This is a genomic window from Comamonas sp. UBA7528 (assembly GCF_002479375.1).
GTDB lineage: Bacteria > Pseudomonadota > Gammaproteobacteria > Burkholderiales > Burkholderiaceae_C > Comamonas.
The window spans coordinates 75,797-94,722 of record NZ_DLMU01000016.1 but is presented as its reverse complement, the minus strand read 5'-3'; the positions used below and the strand labels follow the sequence as shown (position 1 = coordinate 94,722).

Annotated in this window: 13 protein-coding genes, 2 tRNA genes and 1 pseudogene; 14 read left to right on the top strand and 2 right to left on the bottom strand. The window is 64.3% G+C overall.

The genetic code is table 11. The features are described from left to right. The first annotated feature begins 116 nt into the window (after window positions 1-116). From B3349_RS19835 to B3349_RS19805, 7 genes are read left to right on the top strand one after another with little or no spacing between them, the layout of a single operon-like run. The gene (locus B3349_RS19835; RefSeq protein ID WP_291591362.1) at window positions 117-1,454 is read left to right on the top strand and encodes an NAD(P)/FAD-dependent oxidoreductase; all 1,338 of its coding nucleotides are present in this window, start codon (window positions 117-119) and stop codon (window positions 1,452-1,454) included. Further along, window positions 1,451-2,206 carry a DUF1365 domain-containing protein gene (locus B3349_RS19830; RefSeq protein WP_291591360.1) on the top strand — a complete coding sequence of 252 codons (756 nt, stop codon included), beginning with the start codon at window positions 1,451-1,453 and terminating at the stop codon, window positions 2,204-2,206. The genes B3349_RS19835 and B3349_RS19830 overlap by 4 nt, the downstream gene beginning before the upstream one ends. Beyond that, the gene (locus B3349_RS19825; protein WP_291591359.1) at window positions 2,203-3,477 is read left to right on the top strand and encodes an SAM-dependent methyltransferase; all 1,275 of its coding nucleotides are present in this window, start codon (window positions 2,203-2,205) and stop codon (window positions 3,475-3,477) included. The genes B3349_RS19830 and B3349_RS19825 overlap by 4 nt, the downstream gene beginning before the upstream one ends. Continuing rightward, on the top strand, window positions 3,474-4,085 hold the full coding sequence (locus B3349_RS19820) for a chalcone isomerase family protein (protein WP_291591358.1): 612 nt from the start codon (window positions 3,474-3,476) through the stop codon (window positions 4,083-4,085). Before B3349_RS19825 ends, B3349_RS19820 begins: the two co-directional genes overlap by 4 nt. A gap of 18 nt (window positions 4,086-4,103) precedes the next feature. Next, window positions 4,104-5,384, top strand: coding sequence for an MFS transporter (locus B3349_RS19815; RefSeq protein ID WP_291591357.1), 1,281 nt, complete (start codon window positions 4,104-4,106; stop codon window positions 5,382-5,384). After that, entirely contained in the window at window positions 5,381-5,941 is a 561-nt protein-coding gene (locus B3349_RS19810; protein WP_291591355.1) for a DUF3833 domain-containing protein, read from the top strand. Before B3349_RS19815 ends, B3349_RS19810 begins: the two co-directional genes overlap by 4 nt. 5 nt (window positions 5,942-5,946) lie before the next feature. After that, window positions 5,947-6,738 (top strand): SDR family NAD(P)-dependent oxidoreductase, encoded by a 792-nt coding sequence (locus tag B3349_RS19805; RefSeq protein ID WP_291591354.1) that lies wholly within the window; start codon window positions 5,947-5,949, stop codon window positions 6,736-6,738. Between the two features lie 203 nt (window positions 6,739-6,941). On the opposite strand, the gene B3349_RS19800 is transcribed toward B3349_RS19805, so the two are convergent. Beyond that, the gene (locus tag B3349_RS19800) at window positions 6,942-9,422 is read right to left on the bottom strand and encodes an arginine/lysine/ornithine decarboxylase (RefSeq protein WP_291591352.1); all 2,481 of its coding nucleotides are present in this window, start codon (window positions 9,420-9,422) and stop codon (window positions 6,942-6,944) included. A 159-nt stretch (window positions 9,423-9,581) separates the two neighbouring features. Here B3349_RS19800 and B3349_RS19795 point away from each other — a divergent pair, with 159 nt between their 5' ends. From B3349_RS19795 to B3349_RS19775, 5 genes are all read left to right on the top strand, one after another. Next, entirely contained in the window at window positions 9,582-10,007 is a 426-nt protein-coding gene (locus B3349_RS19795; protein ID WP_291591351.1) for an NfeD family protein, read from the top strand. A gap of 127 nt (window positions 10,008-10,134) precedes the next feature. Beyond that, window positions 10,135-11,049 carry an SPFH domain-containing protein gene (locus B3349_RS19790; protein WP_291591349.1) on the top strand — a complete coding sequence of 305 codons (915 nt, stop codon included), beginning with the start codon at window positions 10,135-10,137 and terminating at the stop codon, window positions 11,047-11,049. Between the two features lie 92 nt (window positions 11,050-11,141). Beyond that, window positions 11,142-11,232 (top strand) — tRNA-Ser (locus B3349_RS19785). Between the two features lie 79 nt (window positions 11,233-11,311). Further along, window positions 11,312-11,402, top strand: a tRNA-Ser gene (locus B3349_RS19780). An 828-nt stretch (window positions 11,403-12,230) separates the two neighbouring features. Then, window positions 12,231-14,066, top strand: coding sequence for a methyl-accepting chemotaxis protein (locus tag B3349_RS19775; RefSeq protein ID WP_291591348.1), 1,836 nt, complete (start codon window positions 12,231-12,233; stop codon window positions 14,064-14,066). Between the two features lie 368 nt (window positions 14,067-14,434). Here the strand turns inward: B3349_RS19775 and B3349_RS19770 are convergent. Beyond that, window positions 14,435-15,400: pseudogene (locus B3349_RS19770) on the bottom strand (aldo/keto reductase). A 324-nt stretch (window positions 15,401-15,724) separates the two neighbouring features. Between B3349_RS19770 and B3349_RS19765 the strand changes: the two are divergent. After that, on the top strand, window positions 15,725-15,952 hold the full coding sequence (locus B3349_RS19765) for a hypothetical protein (protein WP_291591347.1): 228 nt from the start codon (window positions 15,725-15,727) through the stop codon (window positions 15,950-15,952). 103 nt (window positions 15,953-16,055) lie between these two features. Continuing rightward, window positions 16,056-18,761, top strand: a complete 2,706-nt coding sequence (locus tag B3349_RS19760) for a cation-translocating P-type ATPase (protein ID WP_291591345.1) — start codon at window positions 16,056-16,058, stop codon at window positions 18,759-18,761. Window positions 18,762-18,926: the final 165 nt, after the last annotated feature.

Sequence of the window (18,926 nt, the reverse complement as noted above, 5' to 3'; positions counted from 1 at the left end):
CCACACCAAATACTAAATAGTGCAAATTTGAATTTCTTGGTTTATAGTTTGAACTCATCAGTTCACAGTTTATCCTTTGCGGTGCAAAATCACTGCACCACCAGGAAAGGCACTTCATGCATCGCATTGCTGTCATCGGTTCAGGGGTTGCGGGTCTGGCCGCCGCCCGGCGCTTGGCCACTGCGCCGGGCGGGCATGCCGTGACCCTGCTGGAGGCCGGCAACCATTTCGGCGGGCATGCCAACACCGTCGACATGACCCTGGATGGCGTGAGCCAGGGTGTGGATACCGGCTTTCTGGTTTTCAACCACCGGACCTATCCGCTGTTGTCCCGTCTGTTCGAAGACCTGCAGGTCCCCACGGCGGCAGCCGAGATGTCTTTTTCCGTGCAGGTGCCGCAGGCCAATGGCCGTCCGGGCCTGGAGTGGAGTGGCAGCTCGCTGGACGGCGTGTTCGCCCAGCGCGGCAATCTGCTGCGCCCGCGCTTTCTGAAGATGCTGGCCGAGATCCTGCGCTTCAACCGCCTGGCCACACGCATCGCCCGTGAAGGCGACGAGGCCCGGCTGCACAGCTCCATCGCGGATTTTCTCGACCGCCACGGCTTCGGCACCGCCTTTAGGCAGGACTACCTGCTGCCCATGATGGGTTGCATCTGGTCCTGCCCCACCGACCAGATGCTGCGCTTTCCCGTGGCCACCTTGATCCGCTTTTGCCACAACCACGGTCTGGTCCAGGTCACGAACCGGCCGCAGTGGTACACGGTGCGTGGTGGCTCGCGCCAGTATGTGCGGCGCATGGTGGCCACACTGCAAAGCGATGGCCGGCATGCGGCTCGCCTGAATGCGCCCGTGCTGGGCCTGCGCCGCGTCCCGCACGGCGTACTGCTGCAGATGGCGCATGGCACGGAGCATTTCGATACCGTGGTGCTGGCCTGCCACAGCGACCAGGCCTTGCAGCTGTTGGGTGCCGATGCCACCCCCCAGGAACGCAGCGTGCTGGGCGCCATCCGCTACCAGCCCAACCAGGCCGTGCTGCACACCGATACCAGCGTGCTGCCGCAGCGCAAAGCAGCCTGGGCCGCGTGGAACTACGAGCGCGCAGCCGATGCGGGTCGCGACCAGGCCGGCGTCTGCCTGCACTATCTGATCAATCGCCTGCAGCCCTTGCCGTGGCAACAGCCCGTGGTGGTGTCATTGAACCCGGTGCGTCCCATTGATGACCGCCAGATCCATGCGCGCGTGGCCTACAGCCACCCGGTTTTCGACCTGGCCGCCATCGAAGCCCAGGCGCAGGTGGACGCGCTGCAGGGCCAGCACCGGACATGGTTCTGCGGCGCATGGTGTGGCTACGGCTTCCATGAAGATGGTCTGCGCTCCGGCCTGGATGCCGCCGACCATCTGCTGAACGCCTTGCCGGGCCTGCCTGCCAGCCCAGCCATTCAGGGGGCGGCATGACTGCTGCACGTCCCCTCATCGGCTTTGGCCAGGTCTGGCACCGCCGCCTGCGGCCGGTGGAGCATGCCTTTCGCTATCCCAGCTACTTCCTGCTGCTGCCGATGCGCAGCCTGCGCACCCAGCCCGACGCCGTGCTGCAGCGCAACCGGCTCGGCTGGCTGAGCTTTCATGACTGCGACCACGGCGAAGGCGGATCCGATGCGCTGGCCTGGTTCGAGCAATTGCTACACAGCGAAGGCATTGACGATGCCGATGGCGAAATCTGGCTGCACACCTTCCCGCGTGTGCTGGGCTATGTGTTCAAGCCGGTGAGCTTCTGGTATGCCCACCGCGCCGACGGCTCGCTGGCCGCCGTGCTGGCCGAGGTCAACAACACCTTTGGCGAGCGCCATGCCTATCTGCTGGCTGGCCCCGACCTGGCCTGGGGCCGCGAGCAGGCGGCGCACAAGCAGTTCCATGTCTCGCCGTTCTGTGAGGTGCGGGGCGAGTACCGCTTCCGTTTCGAGCGCGACGACAACCGCACTCTGGCGCGTGTGGACCTGCATGACGAGCACGGCCCGCTGCTGCAGACCAGCGTAGGCGGCGTACTGCGCCCACTGGATGCGCCTGCCGTACGCCGCGCTTTCTTCGGCACCCCCTTGATGACCCTGGGCGTGGTCGCCCGCATCCACTGGCAGGCGCTGCGCCTTTGGGCCAAGCGTGTGCCGTTCCATGGCAAACCTTCCGAGCCCAAGCGCTTTGTCACACGATGAATACCACCGCCGCCCCCCTGCTGAGCCCCTCCGCCGCCGCACCGCACCGCATGCCTGTACGGGCACGCCGTGTGCTGAACCTGCTCGAACGCCTGCCGCACGGGCAGCTGGATCTGGAACAGCCCGACGGCCGCCTGCTGCACCTGCCCCGCCCCCAACCCGGCCCTGGCCCCGCCGACGCGCATTGCGTGCTGCACAACTGGCAGGCGCTGGAGCGTACCCTCAAGTCGGGCGATATCGGGCTGGCGGAAGGCTATATAGCAGGCGAATGGGACAGCCCCGACCTGACCGCGCTGCTGCGCCTGTGCATGAGCAACCGCGACCATGTGCAAAACCTGGTCTATGGCAGCTGGTGGGGGCGGCTGGGTTACCGCCTGCGCCATCTGTTGCAGCGCAATACGCGGGCCGGCAGTGCCCGGAACATCCATGCCCATTACGACCTGGGCAATGACTTCTACCGTCTGTGGCTGGACCCCGGCATGAGCTACAGCGCCGCCTGGTTCGAGGGGCGCACCGGCGATGCGCTGCACCAGGCCGATCTGCAGAGTGCCCAGCAGGCCAAGCTCAGGCGCACACTGAACGAGGTGCAGCTGCAACCCGGCCAGCGTCTGCTGGAGATCGGTTGCGGCTGGGGTGGACTGGCCGAAGCGGCGGCAAGCGAGTTCGGGGCCCAGGTCACAGGCGTGACACTGTCGCGCGAGCAACTGGTCTGGGGGCAGCAGCGCATGCTGCAGTCCGGCCTGGCCGACACCGTGGACCTGCGTTACCAGGACTACCGCGACCTCCCTGCCCTGCATACGGGCCAGCCCTTCGATGCCATCGTCTCCATCGAGATGTTCGAGGCTGTGGGCCACGCGTACTGGCGCGGCTATTTCGAGACACTGCGCGCCTGCCTCAAACCCGGCGGTCTGGCCTGCATACAGACCATCACGCTGCGCGAGGACCTGTTCGCACGCTATCTGCGCTCGACCGACTTCATCCAGCAATACATCTTCCCGGGCGGCCTGCTGCCCAGCATTTCCGCATTCGAGCAGGAGGCGCGGCGCGCAGGCCTGGTGGTGGAAGGCCGCATGGCCTTCGGCCGCGACTATGCAGAAACGCTGCGGCGCTGGCACCAGTCCTTCGCGGCCCAGCTCGAGGCCGTGCGCGCCCAGGGTTTTGACGAGCGATTCATACGCATCTGGACCTTCTACCTCGCCTACTGCGAGGCGGCCTTCGACACAGGCAACACCGATGTCGTCCAGTTCACGCTGCGCAGGCCCCTGCCATGAAGCCCCTCCCGCCCTTACAACCCCGCGCGCGCCGCCGCCAGGCCCTGGCCTGGGGCGCTGCCTGTGCGCTTGCCCCCTCTCTGATCGCCATGTCCAAAGCCCTCCATGCCATGACCCCGGCGGCAGCCCACGCTGCAGACCTGCCGACCGAACTGCGCAGTGCCCAGCCTGCCAGCCGCCTGGTGGGTACCGGGGTGCTGCGCTTCTTCGGCCTGCGTGTCTACGAAGCACGGCTGTGGGCGGCCCCCGGGTTCCTGCCCGAGGACTACGCCCGCCACCCGTTTGCGCTGGAACTGGTCTATGACCGCAAGCTGGAAGGCGCGGCCATTGCCGAGCGCTCCATTGCCGAGATGCGCCGGGTGGGCAGCTTCACCGAAGCGCAGTCCCGGCAATGGCTGGAGCTGATGCAGCAGGCATTCCCCGACGTTCAGCCCCGGGACCGGCTGCTGGGCCTGAACAGCGGCCAGGGCGAGGTGCGCTTCTTCCACAACAGCCGCCCGACTGCGCAGATACGCGATGCCGAGTACGCACGCCTGTTCTTCGGTATCTGGCTGGCACCGCAGACCTCGGCGCCCGCCATGCGCACCGCCCTGCTGGGCCTGGGCTAAGCACCACAGAACCAGGCCATGGATTCGCACCCCGCCACCGCCCCCCAACTGCCCTGGCGTACAGGGCTGGCCTATGGCGGCCTGGCGGCGCCGCTGGCCTTCGTGTCCCTGCCGCTGTATGTGAACCTGCCCTACCACTACGCCAGCGTCGCAGGTGCACCGCTGGCCGGCCTGGGCGCCGTGCTGCTGGCCACGCGCGCATTGGATGCCCTCGTGGACCCCGCCATCGGCCGCCAGGCCGACCGGCTGCTGCGCCAGGGCACAGCCAGCGCCGCAGCTGCGGCCGCGCTGGCAGGCCTGCTGATGGTGCTGGGCTTCGGGGCCCTCTGGCATCCGCCGTTCGGTGCGCAAACGCAGGTGGGGCTGCTGGGATGGCTGGCCTGCAGCCTGCTGGTGTGCACGCTGGCTTATAGCTTCCTCACCATCCTCCACCAGGCGTGGGGCACCCGCTGGGGCGGAGCCCCCGCATGGCGTGCACGCGTCACCGCCTGGCGTGAGGGAGCCACCCTGGTGGGCGTGCTGCTGGCCAGTGTGCTGCCTTCCTGGCTGGGACTGGATGCGACCACTGCCGTGCTGGCCCTGGGCCTGGTGCTGGGCCTGACCGGGCTGTACCGGCTGCAGGCGCCGGTGGCGCAGCAACAGCCCGCCGACGGCCCTGCCGCTTCACCGTGGGCGGATGCCGGCTTTCGCAGGCTGTTGGCCATCTTCATGCTCAACGGGGTAGCCGCCGCCATCCCCGCCACCTTGCTGCCCTTTTTCGTGGCCGACAGGTTGCAGTCACCCGCATTGCAGCCGGTACTGCTGTTGTGCTTTTTCGGCGCGGCGGCCATGGGCCTGCCGCTGTGGGTGAAGGCCGTTTCCCGCTGGGGTCTGGCGCCCAGCTGGCGCGCGGGCATGTTGGCCAGCGTGCTGGCCTTCGGTTGCACGCCCTGGCTGGGCGCTGGCGATGGCATGGCCTTCGCAGCGATCTGCCTGGCCAGCGGGTTGGCCCTGGGAGCGGACCTGGCCTTGCCAGGCGCCCTGCTCACGGGCGTGATCCACAACTCCGGTGAAGGCGGTCGGGGTGAAGGCCGCTACCTGGGCTGGTGGACCTGCGCCACCAAACTCAACCTCGCCCTGGCGGCAGGCCTGGCTTTGCCGCTGCTGTCACTGGCGGGCTACCGCAGCGGCGGCACCGATCCGGACGGCCTGCAGGCACTGGCCTGGGCCTATGGCGGGCTGCCCTGCCTGCTCAAGCTGGCAGCGGCGGCGCTGCTCTGGCGCGCCGAGCAACTGCATTCTTCCTGGAGGCACACATGAGCCACATCTCCCACTCCATTTCGTTTTCGCCACTGCGGCGCATCTGCCTGGGGGCAGCATTGGCACTGTCTGTGGCAGGCTGTGCCGGACCCTCGGTACAGGACTACGCCAATGAGCAACCGCAGTTGGATCTGCGCCAGTACTTCAACGGACCGCTGACAGCGCATGGCATGTTCACGGACCGCTCGGACAAGGTGGTCAAGCGCTTCACCGTGCGCATGACAGGCCGGTGGAATGGCGACGAAGGCACGCTGGAAGAACACTTCGTCTACAGCGATGGCAGCACGCAGCAGCGAACCTGGCATCTCCGCCACCTGGGCAACGGACGCTACAGCGGCCGGGCCGACGACGTGGTGGGCGAGGCACAGGGCCAGAGTGCAGGCAATGCTATCCGCTGGAGCTATGTGCTGGCCTTGCCCGTGGACGGTCGGGTCTGGAACGTCCGCATGGACGACTGGATGTACCTGATGGACGGGCGCACCCTGCTCAACCGGACCGCCATGAGCAAGTTCGGCCTGCACCTGGGTGATGTGACGCTGGCCATCACAAAGGAGTGACTGCCATGCCACTGTTCTCCCACCGTCTGAACCCGCCGCTGCGCGACTGGCAGGGCCGCACTGCATGGATTCTGGGAGCCTCTTCGGGCATAGGCCGGGCCACGGCCGAAGCACTGTACCAACAGGGAGCAGGCGTGATCGTCTCTGCGCGGCAGGGCGATGCGCTTCAGGACTTCGTGCAGGGCCATCCGGGCTGCCTGGCCCTGCCGCTGGACGTGACCGATGCCCCAGCCGTGGCCGCAGCCGCCCAGGCCGTGCAGGTCCATGCGGGCAAGGCGCCCGATCTGGTGCTCTACTGCGCAGGCCACTACCTGCCCCAGCGCGCCACGGCCTTCGATCTGCCCGAGATGCAGCGCCACCTCGCCGTGAACTATGGCGGGGCGCTACACCTGCTCGATGCCGTGCTGCCCATGCTGCTGGCCGCAGGACAGGGCCATCTGGCCCTGGTCGGATCGGTGGCCGGCTACCGCGGGCTGCCCATGTCCCTGGCCTACGGCCCGACCAAGGCGGCGCTCAACAATCTGGCAGAGAACCTTTATCTGGATCTGCACGACCTGGGACTGGGCGTATCCATCATCAACCCCGGCTTTGTCGATACGCCGCTGACGGCGCAGAACCGCTTCAGCATGCCGGCCCTGATTAGTGCCGACGAGGCTGCCCGGCACATGCTGCACGGCTGGGCACAGGGGCGCTTCGAGATGAATTTTCCGCGCCGCTTCACGCGCTGGATGCGCCTGCTGCGCTGCCTGCCCGACGCCTGGTATTTCTCGGCCGTGCGCCGCTTTACACGGGCCTGAAATGCGGGTGCTTTCGGTGCCCGCATGGGAGCAATCATTGCGCGCGGCCTGGCACTGCGCGAGCGCCAACCTCGCGCAGCAGTCGGGCGCCACAACCGCTGGGCCATGACCCGCACATGAAAAAAGCCCGCACCTTGCGGAGCGGGCTTGGCGATAGCAGCTACCGGCCTGTCAGGGCATCCCCTGGGCACGGCACCTGAAGCTCATGCCTTCGTTGCCTTGACGGTCTTCACAGCGGGCTTCTTCGCCGCTGCTGCAGGCTTCTTGGCGGCAGGCTTGACTGCCACCTTCTTGACCGCAGCCGCCTTCACGGCAGGCTTGGCCGCCGGTTTGGCACTGGCGGTGCGGCTGCGCGGCGCGGCTGCCGGCTTGGCCACCGGTTCTGCCACGCAGTCGGCGTAGTAGCGGATGTTGCCGTTCTCGTCTTCCAGTTCCACCAGACCGTGGATATCGGTCTCGAAGCCCGGGCATTCCTTGGCAAATTCGCGGGCGAACACCAGGTAATCCACGATCTTCTTGTTGAAGACTTCTCCGGGAATCAACAGCGGAATGCCGGGTGGGTACGGCGTGACCAGACCCACAGTGGTGCGGCCCACCAGGTGATCGATCTCCACACGCTCGGTCTTACGCTGGGCAATGTGGGCGTAGGCATCCGAAGGCTTCATTGCCGGCTTCAGATCGGACAGGTACATCTCCGTCGTCAGGCGGGCGATGTCGTACTTGGCGTACAGCTCGTGCACGTGCTGGCACAGATCCTTCAGACCCATGCGCTCGTAGCGGCGGTGCTGCTGCACGAACTCGGGCAGGATGCGCGCCAGCGGCTGGTTGCGGTCGTAATCGTCCTTGAACTGCTGCAGCGCAGTCAGCATGGTGTTCCAGCGGCCCTTGGTGATGCCGATGGTGAACATGATGAAGAAGGAATACAGGCCGGTCTTTTCCACCACCACGCCGTGCTCGGCCAGGTACTTGGTGACGATGGACGCGGGAATGCCGGTGTCGGCAAAGTCGCCATCCAGATCCAGGCCCGGCGTGACGATGGTGGACTTGATCGGGTCCAGCATGTTGAAGCCGTCAGCCAGGTCGCCAAAGCCGTGCCAGTTGTCGAATTCCTTGCCACTCTTGCCCTTGGCCTTGTGCTTGCGCGAGGCATCGGGGCCACGGATGATCCAGTCCTGGGCCGAGCCCACGCCTTCTTCGGCCAGGGCTTCGGGGCCCCAGACTTCGAACCACCAGTCGTCGTCACCGAACTCGTCGTCCACCTTGCGCATGGCACGGCGGAAGTCCAGCGCTTCCAGGATGGACTCTTCCACCAGCGCAGTGCCTCCGGGCGGCTCCATCATGGCTGCCGCCACGTCGCAGCTGGCGATGATGCTGTACTGCGGGCTGGTCGAGGTGTGCATCAGGTACGCCTCGTTGAACAGCGGGTGGTCCAGCTTTTCGGTCTGGCTGTCCTGCACCAGCACATGCGATGCCTGGCTGATACCGGCCAGCAGCTTGTGGATGGACTGGGTGGCATACACCACGGAATGCTTGGGACGCGCACGCTTCTTGCCCATGGCGTGGTAGCTGCCATAGAAAGGGTGGAAGGCGGCGTGGGGCAGCCAGGCTTCGTCGAAATGCAGGTTGGCCACATAGCCGTCCAGCATGCCCTTGATGGTTTCGGTGTTGTACAGCACGCCGTCGTAGGTGGACTGCGTCAAGGTCAACACGCGCGGCTTGACGGCCTTGGCATCCACGCCCTTGAGCAGCGGGTTGGCCGCAATCTTGGCCTGAATCGACTCCACGCTGAACTCGCTCTGCGGGATCGGCCCAATGATGCCGAAGTGGTTGCGCGTGGGCTTCAGGAACACCGGAATCGCACCCGTCATGATGATGGAGTGCAGGATGGACTTGTGGCAGTTGCGGTCCACCACCACCACATCGCCGGGGGCCACGGTGTGGTGCCAGACGATCTTGTTGGAAGTCGACGTGCCGTTGGTCACGAAGTAGCAATGATCAGCATTGAAGATGCGCGCGGCATTGCGTTCGGACTCGCCGATGGCGCCGTTGTGGTCCAGCAGCTGACCCAGTTCTTCCACGGCATTGCAGACGTCGGCGCGCAGCATGTTCTCACCGTAGAACTGGTGGTACATCTGGCCCACGGGGCTCTTGAGGAACGCCACGCCACCCGAGTGACCGGGGCAGTGCCAGCTGTACGAACCGTCTTCGGCATAGTCCAGCAGTGCCTTGAAGAACGGGGGCTGCACGCTTTCCAGGTAGCTCTTGGCTTCGCGGATGATGTGCTTGGCCACGAATTCGGGGGTGTCCTCGAACATGTGGATGAAGCCGTGCAGCTCGCGCAGGATGTCGTTGGGCAGGTGGCGGCTGGTCTTGGTCTCGCCGTAGATGTAGATCGGCACCTCTTCATTCTTGCGGCGCACTTCACCAATGAAGTTGCGCAGGCTGTGAATGATGGGGTCCTTGTCGCTGCCCAGCGTGAACTCTTCATCGTCGATCGACAGAATGAAGGCGCTGGCCCGGCTTTGCTGCTGCGCGAACTGGCTCAGGTCGCCGTAGCTGGTAACGCCCAGCACCTCGAAGCCCTCTTCCTCGATCGCATGCGCCAGGGCGCGGATACCCAGACCCGAGGTGTTCTCGGAACGATAGTCCTCGTCGATGATGACGATGGGAAAACGAAATTTCATGCGCAGCCCCGTGCAACCGGGCCTCATAAATAACGAAACAGGCGCGAAGTGTAAGTAATATCGAGGGCATTCCCTGCGGTTTGCCCGCAATTCATGGCAAAACGGGGTTTTGTTACCAACATACTGCGCCGCACGACGGCGCCGAAAGGACTGCAGACAATGGAGGCAAGCACCTGGTGGTGGATTCTGGCGGGCATGGCCGTAGTGGCCGAACTGCTGACGGGCACCATTTATCTGCTGATGATCTGCCTGGGCCTGGCAGCCGGCGCGGTATCGGCCCACCTGGGTCTGGGCATGCCACTGCAAATCGTGGTGGCCGCCGTGGTGGGCGTGCTGTGCGTGCTGGTGGCGCGCCGCATCCGCCGCGTCCGCAGCTCTGGCCTGCCGGCTTCGGCCGATCCGGCCATGAGCCTGGACATAGGTGAAACCGTCACCGTCAACCAATGGGAAGCCGATGGCACGGCCCGTGTCGCCTACCGCGGCGCACAATGGACAGCCGTTCTGCGCGCCGGCTCCATGCCGGCACCCGGCCAATACCGCGTGGTCGAGCTGCAAGGCAACCGCCTGGTGGTGGACAAGGCCTGATCCAGGCTTGCCGCTTACAGACCTCTTGCACTCGATATCCTGATCCCTATTGGCTGCCCATCCAGCGCTGCTGCAGCGCGGGCAGCCCACTTTTTTGCAACTCCCCTTTCATGCTGAAGGAGCATCCATGGAAATTGCCATCGTCCTGTTCGTCATCGCCATCATCTTTGTGGCGCAATCCGTCAAGGTCGTCCCCCAGCAGCACGCCTGGGTCAAGGAGCGCCTGGGCAAGTACGCCGGCACCCTCACGCCCGGGCTGAACTTTCTGGTGCCCTTTGTCGACCGCGTGGCTTACAAGCACAGCCTCAAGGAAATCCCGCTGGATGTGCCCAGCCAGGTCTGTATCACGCGCGACAACACCCAGTTGCAAGTCGACGGCATCCTGTACTTCCAGGTGACCGACCCCATGCGTGCCAGCTATGGCTCGTCCAACTACATCATGGCCGTAACCCAGCTGGCACAGACCTCGCTGCGCAGCGTGATCGGCAAGCTGGAACTGGACAAGACCTTTGAAGAACGCGACATGATCAACGCCCAAGTGGTGTCCGCCATCGACGAGGCTGCGCTGAACTGGGGCGTGAAGGTGCTGCGCTACGAGATCAAGGATCTGACGCCGCCCGCTGAAATCCTGCGCTCCATGCAGGCCCAGATCACCGCCGAACGCGAAAAGCGCGCGCTGATCGCTGCCTCCGAAGGCCGCCGCCAGGAACAGATCAACATCGCCACCGGCGAACGCGAAGCCTTCATTGCACGCTCCGAAGGTGAAAAGCAGGCCGTCATCAACAAGGCCCAGGGTGAAGCCGAATCCATCAAGGCCGTGGCCGAAGCCACTGCCACCGCCATTGAACGTGTGGCCACTGCAATCCGCCAGCCGGGCGGCGAACAGGCCGTGCAGTTGAAGGTGGCAGAAAAGGCCGTGGAAGCCTACAGCCAGGTGGCAGCGGACTCCAACACCACCCTGGTGGTGCCCAGCAACATGACCGAAGTCTCGGGCCTGATCACCTCCGCCATGAAGATGGTGCAGGTCGGCAAGAACGTCTGATTTGCGACCCCGCTCCCGCGTGCCTGCACAAAAAAACAGGCACTTCGCCGGGAGCGGCGGAATTTCAGGCTAGAATTGCAGCTTCATCACACGGAGCGGTGGATGAGTGGTTTAAGTCGCACGCCTGGAAAGCGTGTGTGGGTTAATAGCCCACCGCGGGTTCGAATCCCGCCTGCTCCGCCAAATGAATTTTCAAAACCAAGCTGCCAGTAGAGCTTGGTTTTTTGTTTCCCTCCAGGGAAACAACGCCGGTTATCAATGTGGAGCGGTGGATGAGTGGTTTAAGTCGCACGCCTGGAAAGCGTGTGTGGGTTAATAGCCCACCGCGGGTTCGAATCCCGCCTGCTCCGCCACATTGACCCCAAAGCCCCAGCTGCGCAAGTAGCTGGGGCTTTTCTCATTGCCCCGCACCCTCCCACCATCGGCATCAACCCGCGCCACCCATACTCGGTCCACACGCTCACCGGCAGCACGCGCCAACGCAAACAGCGCTACGCCAACAAGAGCGTCGCAGCGCCACAGTTCATGTTGTGACTGTCACGATCGCCGCCCTGGTGTGCAGCCTGCTGTCCAGGGTCTTTCTGAGCGCCATGGCGATGAAGCTCAAGCAAAAAGAAATGGCCGCGGTCATGCACAAGTAGCACCGTGCCACCGCCATGGTGGCCTGCCTCCGGTTTATGCGTTCTGCGCCTTGCCGCCTGGATCACCGGGCAATAACCACAGGTGCGGCGCAGAGGCACACCAACATGCACCGGGCCCCATCCCAGCCATCGCCCTGGCAGCCCTGCTGGGACTACCCATAGCCTCCAATGCTACTCCCCGCGTGCAGAAGGATCTCGCCCGGGGGAGACGGCGCGGCAACGGGCGCTCAGCACCCTCACCTGCGCCCAGGCCAGTATTCAGAAATGGCCTATACCCGGCAACACAACGTGCAGATGCGCATCGTGGTGGACAGCAAACGCAACACTGACAAAGCCCGCCAGGCCGCAATGGATCGGCGGTACGCAACCGCATGGCACTGCGCACCAACGCGCCGTTTTCACATTCACCGCGATAAGCGCCGCTAGAAAGATGAAAAGAACTCAATGTTTCATCTCACTCTCAAGTTTTCTCATGCGCTTCCGAGAACAAGGGTTGTTGTGCATCTTGTTTCACCACCTGTTGAGTGCCTCGGATTCCGTATGTTCCATACCCTTCGTTCAAAAATCCTGGCCATCAGCACGGCCACCGTGGTCGGCGCACTGGCGATCACCGGTGCTGCCAGCTACACCATCGCCCGCACCAGCAGCTTCCAGACGCTGGCGCAGGACCTCAATGCCATCACGGCTGGCAATACCATGGCCGTCGACCAGTGGGTGGCCGCCAAGGCGCAAGCCGTGACGGCAGCCGCAGCCGCCATTGAACACGGTGACCCGCGCGACCTGGCAGCCCATATGGGCCAGGCTAGTGGTTTCCCCATCACCACGGTGGGCTGGGAAGACAAGACTTTTAAGTCCACCACGCAGACCGCCGCTGGCTACGACCCTACGGCTCGCCCCTGGTACAAGGCGGCCGTGCAAGCCGGCAAGCTCACGGTGACCAAGCCTTACGGCGACTCCAGCACCGGCATACCCTATGTGGCCTTTGTCGCCCCTTTGCAGGCCGCCGGTGTGCGTGGTGTGCTCAGCGGTGCCGTGCCCCTGGACGGCGTGCGCGCCGTAGTGGCAGCCATCCACCCCACGCCCAACAGCAGCGGCTGGGTGGTCAATACCGAAGGCCTGATCTTGGCGCATGCAGACGCCGAGTACGCGCTCAAGCCAGCCACCTCGCTCTCTACCGAGCTGACGCCTGCGGCGCTGGCTGCGCTGGCCGGTGCCCAGACTCCCATGCGATTGAACCTGGGCGGCCGCCCCCAGTTGCTCAAGGCCCAAACCGTGGCCGGAACCGACTGGCTGCTGGTGGTTGCCCTGGACGAGGCGGAAGCCACGGCCGGTCTGTCCAGCCTGCTGCAGACGCTGATCGCCGCCATCGTGATCCTGGCTCTGGTGGCCGCAGCGGTGGCTGCCGCGCTCACTGCGACATCCTTCCGCCGCCTGTCTCAGGTGCGCGACGCCATGCACAGAATCGGCTCGGGCGGCGGAGACCTTACCCAGCGCCTGCCCGTGATCGGCAAGGACGAGGTGGCACAGATTGCCGTGGCCTTCAACAGCTTTGTGCAGCAGATCGGTGTCGTGTTGCAGGACGTGCGCAATCGCGTGGACTCCATGACCACCGCCACGGACGAGATCAAGGCCGGCAACGTGGACTTGTCCACCCGCACCGAGGACTCGGCCAGCAGCCTGCAGGAAACCTCGGCAGCCCTGTCCCAGCTCACGGTCCATGTGCGCCAGTCGGCCGATGCCGCTGCGCAGGCAACGCGCTTGGCCGATGCAGCCAGCGAATCGGCCAACCGTGGTGGCACCACCGTGAGCAGTGCGGTCGCCACCATGGATGAGATCGCCCAGTCCTCGACCCGCATTGGCGAAATCATCAACGTGATCGATGCCATTGCCTTCCAGACCAATATCCTTGCACTCAACGCCGCAGTCGAGGCCGCCCGTGCAGGCGAGCAGGGCCGCGGCTTTGCCGTGGTCGCCAGCGAGGTTCGCTCCCTCGCCCACCGCAGTGCCACCGCCGCGAAGGAGATCAAGGCACTGATTGACGCCTCAGGAGCCAGCGTACGCACAGGCACGGAGCGGGTGCGCGCCTCGGGCGCCACCATGGGCGAGATCGTGGACAGCATCCAGCGGGTGGCCCGCATCATCAATGAGATCCACGGCTCCATGGCAGAGCAGAGCACGGGCATTGATCAGATCAACCAGGCCGTGGCAGAAATGGATCGATCCACCCAGCAAAACGCCGCCCTGGTCGAGCAGTCCACGGCAGCCTCGGGCGTGCTCAATGAACAGGCCCACCACTTGTCCGATGCTGTGAGCCGGTTCACGCTGTCAACAGAGGATTCCAGCCAATCTTCCAAGCTCTTGCAGTTGTCTCGATAGCCGGCCCTGCCCCGCGTACCGATCGAAGCCGCACATGTCGGCATCGAAGGCCGGGCAGCAGGCGCTGGTGTCTAAAACGAAAGCGCCGCGGCGCCTGAAACACAGCTGCACCGCACGACCGGAGCGTGACAGCTGAGAAAGGCCGCCGCGTACTTTGACAAGCACAGTTCGAGAAAGTACGCCCTCATCACGCCGTACAAGGCACAGCGCAGCTGTGCACAGGATGTGCCTCCTCATGCAGGTGCACCACACCCATGCTGTGCGTCATTGCAGCAGATGCCCCAGTCTCGCGCCGGATGCGCTCATCAAACTAGCCAGAGACTCCATCAACACATCGGTGCAATTCATGGTGCGGCAAGGAGATAGGCTCATGCCCACTCGCTTTGCATGGCCGTCATCCGTCGCTCGCTTTCGATTCCGGTGAAACCCGCCTCAGGGTAACGTTCGCCAGCCACACGCCTTGGTGCGAACATCTCATCGAGTTCTTGAATTTGCTTTGAGGTGAGTGTCACGCTGGAAGCGCTGACATTACTCTGTAGATAGCTCACTCGTCGCGTACCAGGAATTGGAATGACGTTCTGATGCTTGTTCAAAATCCACGCCAAGGCAACTTGGGAGTTTTTCAGCCCATAGCGTGAAGAAAGCTCCGTCAGCTCGCTCACGAGTTGCTGCTTCTGCAAGCCGGCATCACCGTTGAATTTCGGGTTGGAACGCCTGAAATTATCGGACGCCAGTGCGTCAACATTGACTGGTCCGGCGAGAAAAGAGCGGCCAAGCGGCCTATAGGCAACAAAGGTCGTTCCTCACTCGGCGCAAGTGTCACGCATCGAGTGCTCAGGCTCTCTGTTCCAGAGAGAGTATTCACTCTGAATTGCTGCAATGGGGTGGATGGCATGGGCCCGCCTGAGCGTTTGCGGGGAAACTTCTGACAGGCCGATTGCAGCAACCCTTCCTGCTGCGACAAGAGCGGCCATGGAGGACACGACTTCCTCGATTGGAACAGAGCGGTCTCGCCGATGGCACTAGTACAAGTCGATTCTTTCGACGCCGAGCCGCTTCAGCGACGCTTCACAGGCCTGCCGAATGTAGGCAGGCGAGTTGTCGATGTGGCGCTCATACTTCCCTTCAGAGCGAACAATACCGAATTTGGATGCAAGGACTATTTGGTCGCGCTGTGCTTTGCCAAGGTGAGCAACAAACTGACCAAGGAGCAGTTCGTTGCGGCCAAAGCCGTAGGTGTCTGCGGTGTCGAAGTGGGTGACGCCTGCCTCCAGTGCTCGCGCCAGGACTCGAAGCGAATCTGCGTCGTTGCTTTCTCCATAGAACTCGCTCATTCCCATGCAGCCATAGGCCTATGGCTGAAGAGAGCTTTCCGTTGTCTCCCAGTTTGCGCTGCTCCATCTCCATGCTCTCCTCTCAAAGTAAACGGCCGCCCATGAATGCTACAAGTGTGCGGCCCCATCAAGCGGCAGCTCTGGGTCATCAGTCCCCCGCAGTCAAAGCACCACAGCACGGAACCGCCAGGAAGCCCGCCAAAAATACAGGCTCAGTAACTGCCAGCATGCGCTGATGACATAGGAACACTGCTCCTGGCCAGGCACCACCCCGCGCGCCCCCGCGTCCGGCAATGTGCGGTCCAGCCGGATTCGCTCGTACCCTTGGGTATTGACGCGGATGACAAATTCATCGTGAAAATGCGGAGCGAACGCCTGCCCGCCAAAGTCGAAACAGGCGACCGTCTACACCAGGCAGCCAACATCGGGCCAAAGAATGCATGGCGGCAATGCCACTGCGGTTCCGGAGGCAAAAAAACGCCATCGGGCCGCCCCATTGCAGTCATGCAGCTGGCCGCCGCTCTGCCCCTGCTCAATGACAAAGCCTGCTGAGTGCCTATCATTTACCTTAGCGTTCTCCACGGAAGCCAGCTAACCGGGCACAGATCCGGCTCACACACGTTTCAGTTTCAGTTGAATCGTCAGGGAGTCTCAGATGCGTGAACAGACCCGCGTTGCCGATTGGCACGCGTTGCCGACCGATGCCGTTCTCACCCAATTGCACACGACCGCCGCTGGGCTGGACTCCGGCCAGGCCGATGAGCGTTTGCAGCAGCAGGGGCCCAATGCCCTGCCCGCTGCCGCGTCACGCAGCATGCTGGTCCGCTTTCTGTCGCAGTTCAACAATCTGCTGATCTATGTGCTGCTGGGCTCGGCCGTGGTCACGGCGCTGCTGCAGCACTGGGTCGATACCTGGGTCATCCTGGCAGTCGTGCTGATCAATGCCATCTTCGGCTTTGTCCAGGAAGGTCGTGCGGAAAAAGCGCTGGACGCGGTGAAAGCCATGGTCTCCAGCCGCGCCAATGTGCTGCGCGATGGCCTGCGCACCTCCGTGCCTGCCGAAGAGCTGGTGACGGGCGACTGCGTGCTGCTGGAGGCCGGCGACCGCGTCCCTGCCGATGTGCGCCTGCTGCGCGCCAGCAGCCTGAAGCTGGATGAAGCCATGCTCACCGGTGAATCGGTCGCGGTCGACAAATCGGTCGACCCTGTGGCCGCCGATGCTGCCTTGGGCGACCGTTTCTCCATGGCCTACTCGGGCACCCTGGTCGCCGCCGGGCAAGGCCTGGGCGTGGTGGTGGCCACCGGCCCGCGCACCGAGCTGGGCCGCATCAGCACCATGCTCAGCACGGTAGAGGCCCTGACCACCCCACTGACACGATTGATGGACCGCTTTTCACGCCAGCTCACCATCACGGTGCTGAGCCTGTCCGCGTTGATGTTCTGCTTTGCGCTGTGGGTGCGCCATTACGACCTGGCCGATGCATTCATCGCCGTCGTGGGCATTGCGGTATCGGCCATCCCCGAAGGCCTGCCGGTGGTCATGACCATTGCACTGGCCCTTGGCGTGCAACGCATGGCCGCGCGCTACGCCATCGTGCGCAATCTGCCGGCGGTGGAAACGCTGGGTGCAGTCTCGGTCATCTGCTCCGACAAGACCGGCACCCTCACCCGCAACGAAATGAGCGTGCGCGCCGTGGTACTGCCCGGCGCCAGCTTCGACATAAAAGGTGAAGGCTACGCGCCCCAGGGCCGCTTCAGCCTGGCGGGCCAGCAGGTGGACCCCACAGCCCACCCTGCGCTGTTGCAGTTCGCCCGGGGAGCAGCACTGTGCAACGACGCCCATGTGCGGCGTGCCGACGACGGCACCTGGACTGTGGAAGGCGATGCCATGGAAGGCGCCCTGGTGGCATTGGCCAGCCGCGCCGGCCTGGACGTGGAAGCCTTGCGCCTGGACTGGCACCGCCTGGATGAAGTGCCGTTCGATGCCGTCCACCGCTTCATGGCCACCCTGCACCGGCCTGCCGACGCCCCTGCCGTGGTCTTTGTCAAAGGCGCGCCCGAGCAGATCCTGGCCATGTGCGTGGACCAGCAGGGCCCCGAAGGCCTGCAAGCGCTGGATGCGCCCTACTGGCTGCAGCAGATCGACGCTCTGGCCGCCCAGGGCTACCGCGTGCTGGGCCTGGCCAGCCGTGCCCCGGCGCACGGCGCAGACAGCGTGGACATGGACGATGTGAAAGACCTCACCCTGCTGGGTGTGCTGGGCATGATCGACCCGCCACGCGACACCGCCAAGGAAGCCGTGCGCGAATGCCGCAGTGCCGGCATTGCCGTGAAGATGATCACCGGCGACCACGCCACCACCGCCGCCGCCATTGCCAAGGAACTGGCCCTGGCCGACACCATCCGCGTCACCTCGGGCCATGAACTGGACGGCCTCAACGATGACCAGCTGATTGACGTGGCCCGGGCCTCCACGGTCTTTGCCCGCACCAGCCCCGAACACAAGCTGCGCCTGGTGCAGGCCCTGCAGGCAGACCGCAGCGTCATCGCCATGACCGGCGACGGCGTCAACGACGCTCCGGCCCTCAAGCGTGCCGACATCGGCGTGGCCATGGGCATCACCGGCACCGCCGCCGCCAAGGAAGCAGCAGGCATGGTGCTAGCCGACGACAACTTCGCCACCATCGTGGCCGCCGTCAAGGAAGGGCGCACCGTCTACGAAAACCTGCGCAAGGTCATTGCCTGGACGCTGCCCACCAATGGCGGCCAGGCCATCATCATCGTCGCGGCCATCCTGCTGGGCTTGTCGCTGCCGGTGACGCCAGTGCAGATCCTCTGGGTCAACCTGGTCACGGCCGTGGCCCTGGGCCTGACACTGGCCTTCGAGCCGCCGGAGCCCACGCTGATGCAACGCAAGCCCCGCTCACCCGACGAGCAACTGCTGCAGCCCTACCTGCTGTGGCGCGTTGCACTGGTGTCGCTGCTGTTCGCTCTGGGCTGCTTCGGCATGTTCGAATGGTCGCTGCAGCGTGGCGACTCGGTCGAGCTGGCACGCACCATCGTCGTCAATGCCCTGGTGATCATGGAAATCTTCTACCTGTTCAGCGTGCGCTACATCCAGGGCACGTCGCTCAGCCTGCGCGGCGTGCTGGGCACCCCGGCCGTGCTGCTGGGCGTGGGCGGGGTCATCCTGGCACAGCTGCTGTTCACCTACACCCCGCCCATGCAGGCGCTGTTCGACAGCCGCCCTGTCGACATGACCGCAGGTCTGCTGTCCATCGGGCTGGGCGTGCTGCTGCTGGTGCTGCTGGAAGTGGAAAAACTGGTGGTGCGCCTGATGAGCCTGGATATCCGTGGCTAGGGCGAGAGGTGCATTACTGGCGGGGAGTCAGCCACCAGCTTGTCCCGCTGCTCGAAGCAGCAATGCATCCTCACGGCTCCCTATTGGTCATCTGGGCGTCGATGCGGTTGACGGCCCAATGACGGGTTTCAGGTATGCGGCGAACAGGCGCTTGCGACCTATAGC

Excerpts from the sequence above, each read along its gene's own strand:
- B3349_RS19815 (WP_291591357.1), top strand. The coding sequence starts at position 4,104 with ATGGATTCGCACCCCGCCACCGCCCCCCAACTGCCCTGGCGTACAGGG.
- B3349_RS19820 (WP_291591358.1), top strand. The coding sequence starts at position 3,474 with ATGAAGCCCCTCCCGCCCTTACAACCCCGCGCGCGCCGCCGCCAGGCC.
- B3349_RS19775 (WP_291591348.1), top strand. The coding sequence starts at position 12,231 with ATGTTCCATACCCTTCGTTCAAAAATCCTGGCCATCAGCACGGCCACC.
- B3349_RS19825 (WP_291591359.1), top strand. The coding sequence starts at position 2,203 with ATGAATACCACCGCCGCCCCCCTGCTGAGCCCCTCCGCCGCCGCACCG.
- B3349_RS19835 (WP_291591362.1), top strand. The coding sequence starts at position 117 with ATGCATCGCATTGCTGTCATCGGTTCAGGGGTTGCGGGTCTGGCCGCC.
- B3349_RS19810 (WP_291591355.1), top strand. The coding sequence starts at position 5,381 with ATGAGCCACATCTCCCACTCCATTTCGTTTTCGCCACTGCGGCGCATC.
- B3349_RS19795 (WP_291591351.1), top strand. The coding sequence starts at position 9,582 with ATGGAGGCAAGCACCTGGTGGTGGATTCTGGCGGGCATGGCCGTAGTG.
- B3349_RS19800 (WP_291591352.1), bottom strand. The coding sequence starts at position 9,422 with ATGAAATTTCGTTTTCCCATCGTCATCATCGACGAGGACTATCGTTCC.
- B3349_RS19760 (WP_291591345.1), top strand. The coding sequence starts at position 16,056 with ATGCGTGAACAGACCCGCGTTGCCGATTGGCACGCGTTGCCGACCGAT.
- B3349_RS19830 (WP_291591360.1), top strand. The coding sequence starts at position 1,451 with ATGACTGCTGCACGTCCCCTCATCGGCTTTGGCCAGGTCTGGCACCGC.
- B3349_RS19805 (WP_291591354.1), top strand. The coding sequence starts at position 5,947 with ATGCCACTGTTCTCCCACCGTCTGAACCCGCCGCTGCGCGACTGGCAG.
- B3349_RS19790 (WP_291591349.1), top strand. The coding sequence starts at position 10,135 with ATGGAAATTGCCATCGTCCTGTTCGTCATCGCCATCATCTTTGTGGCG.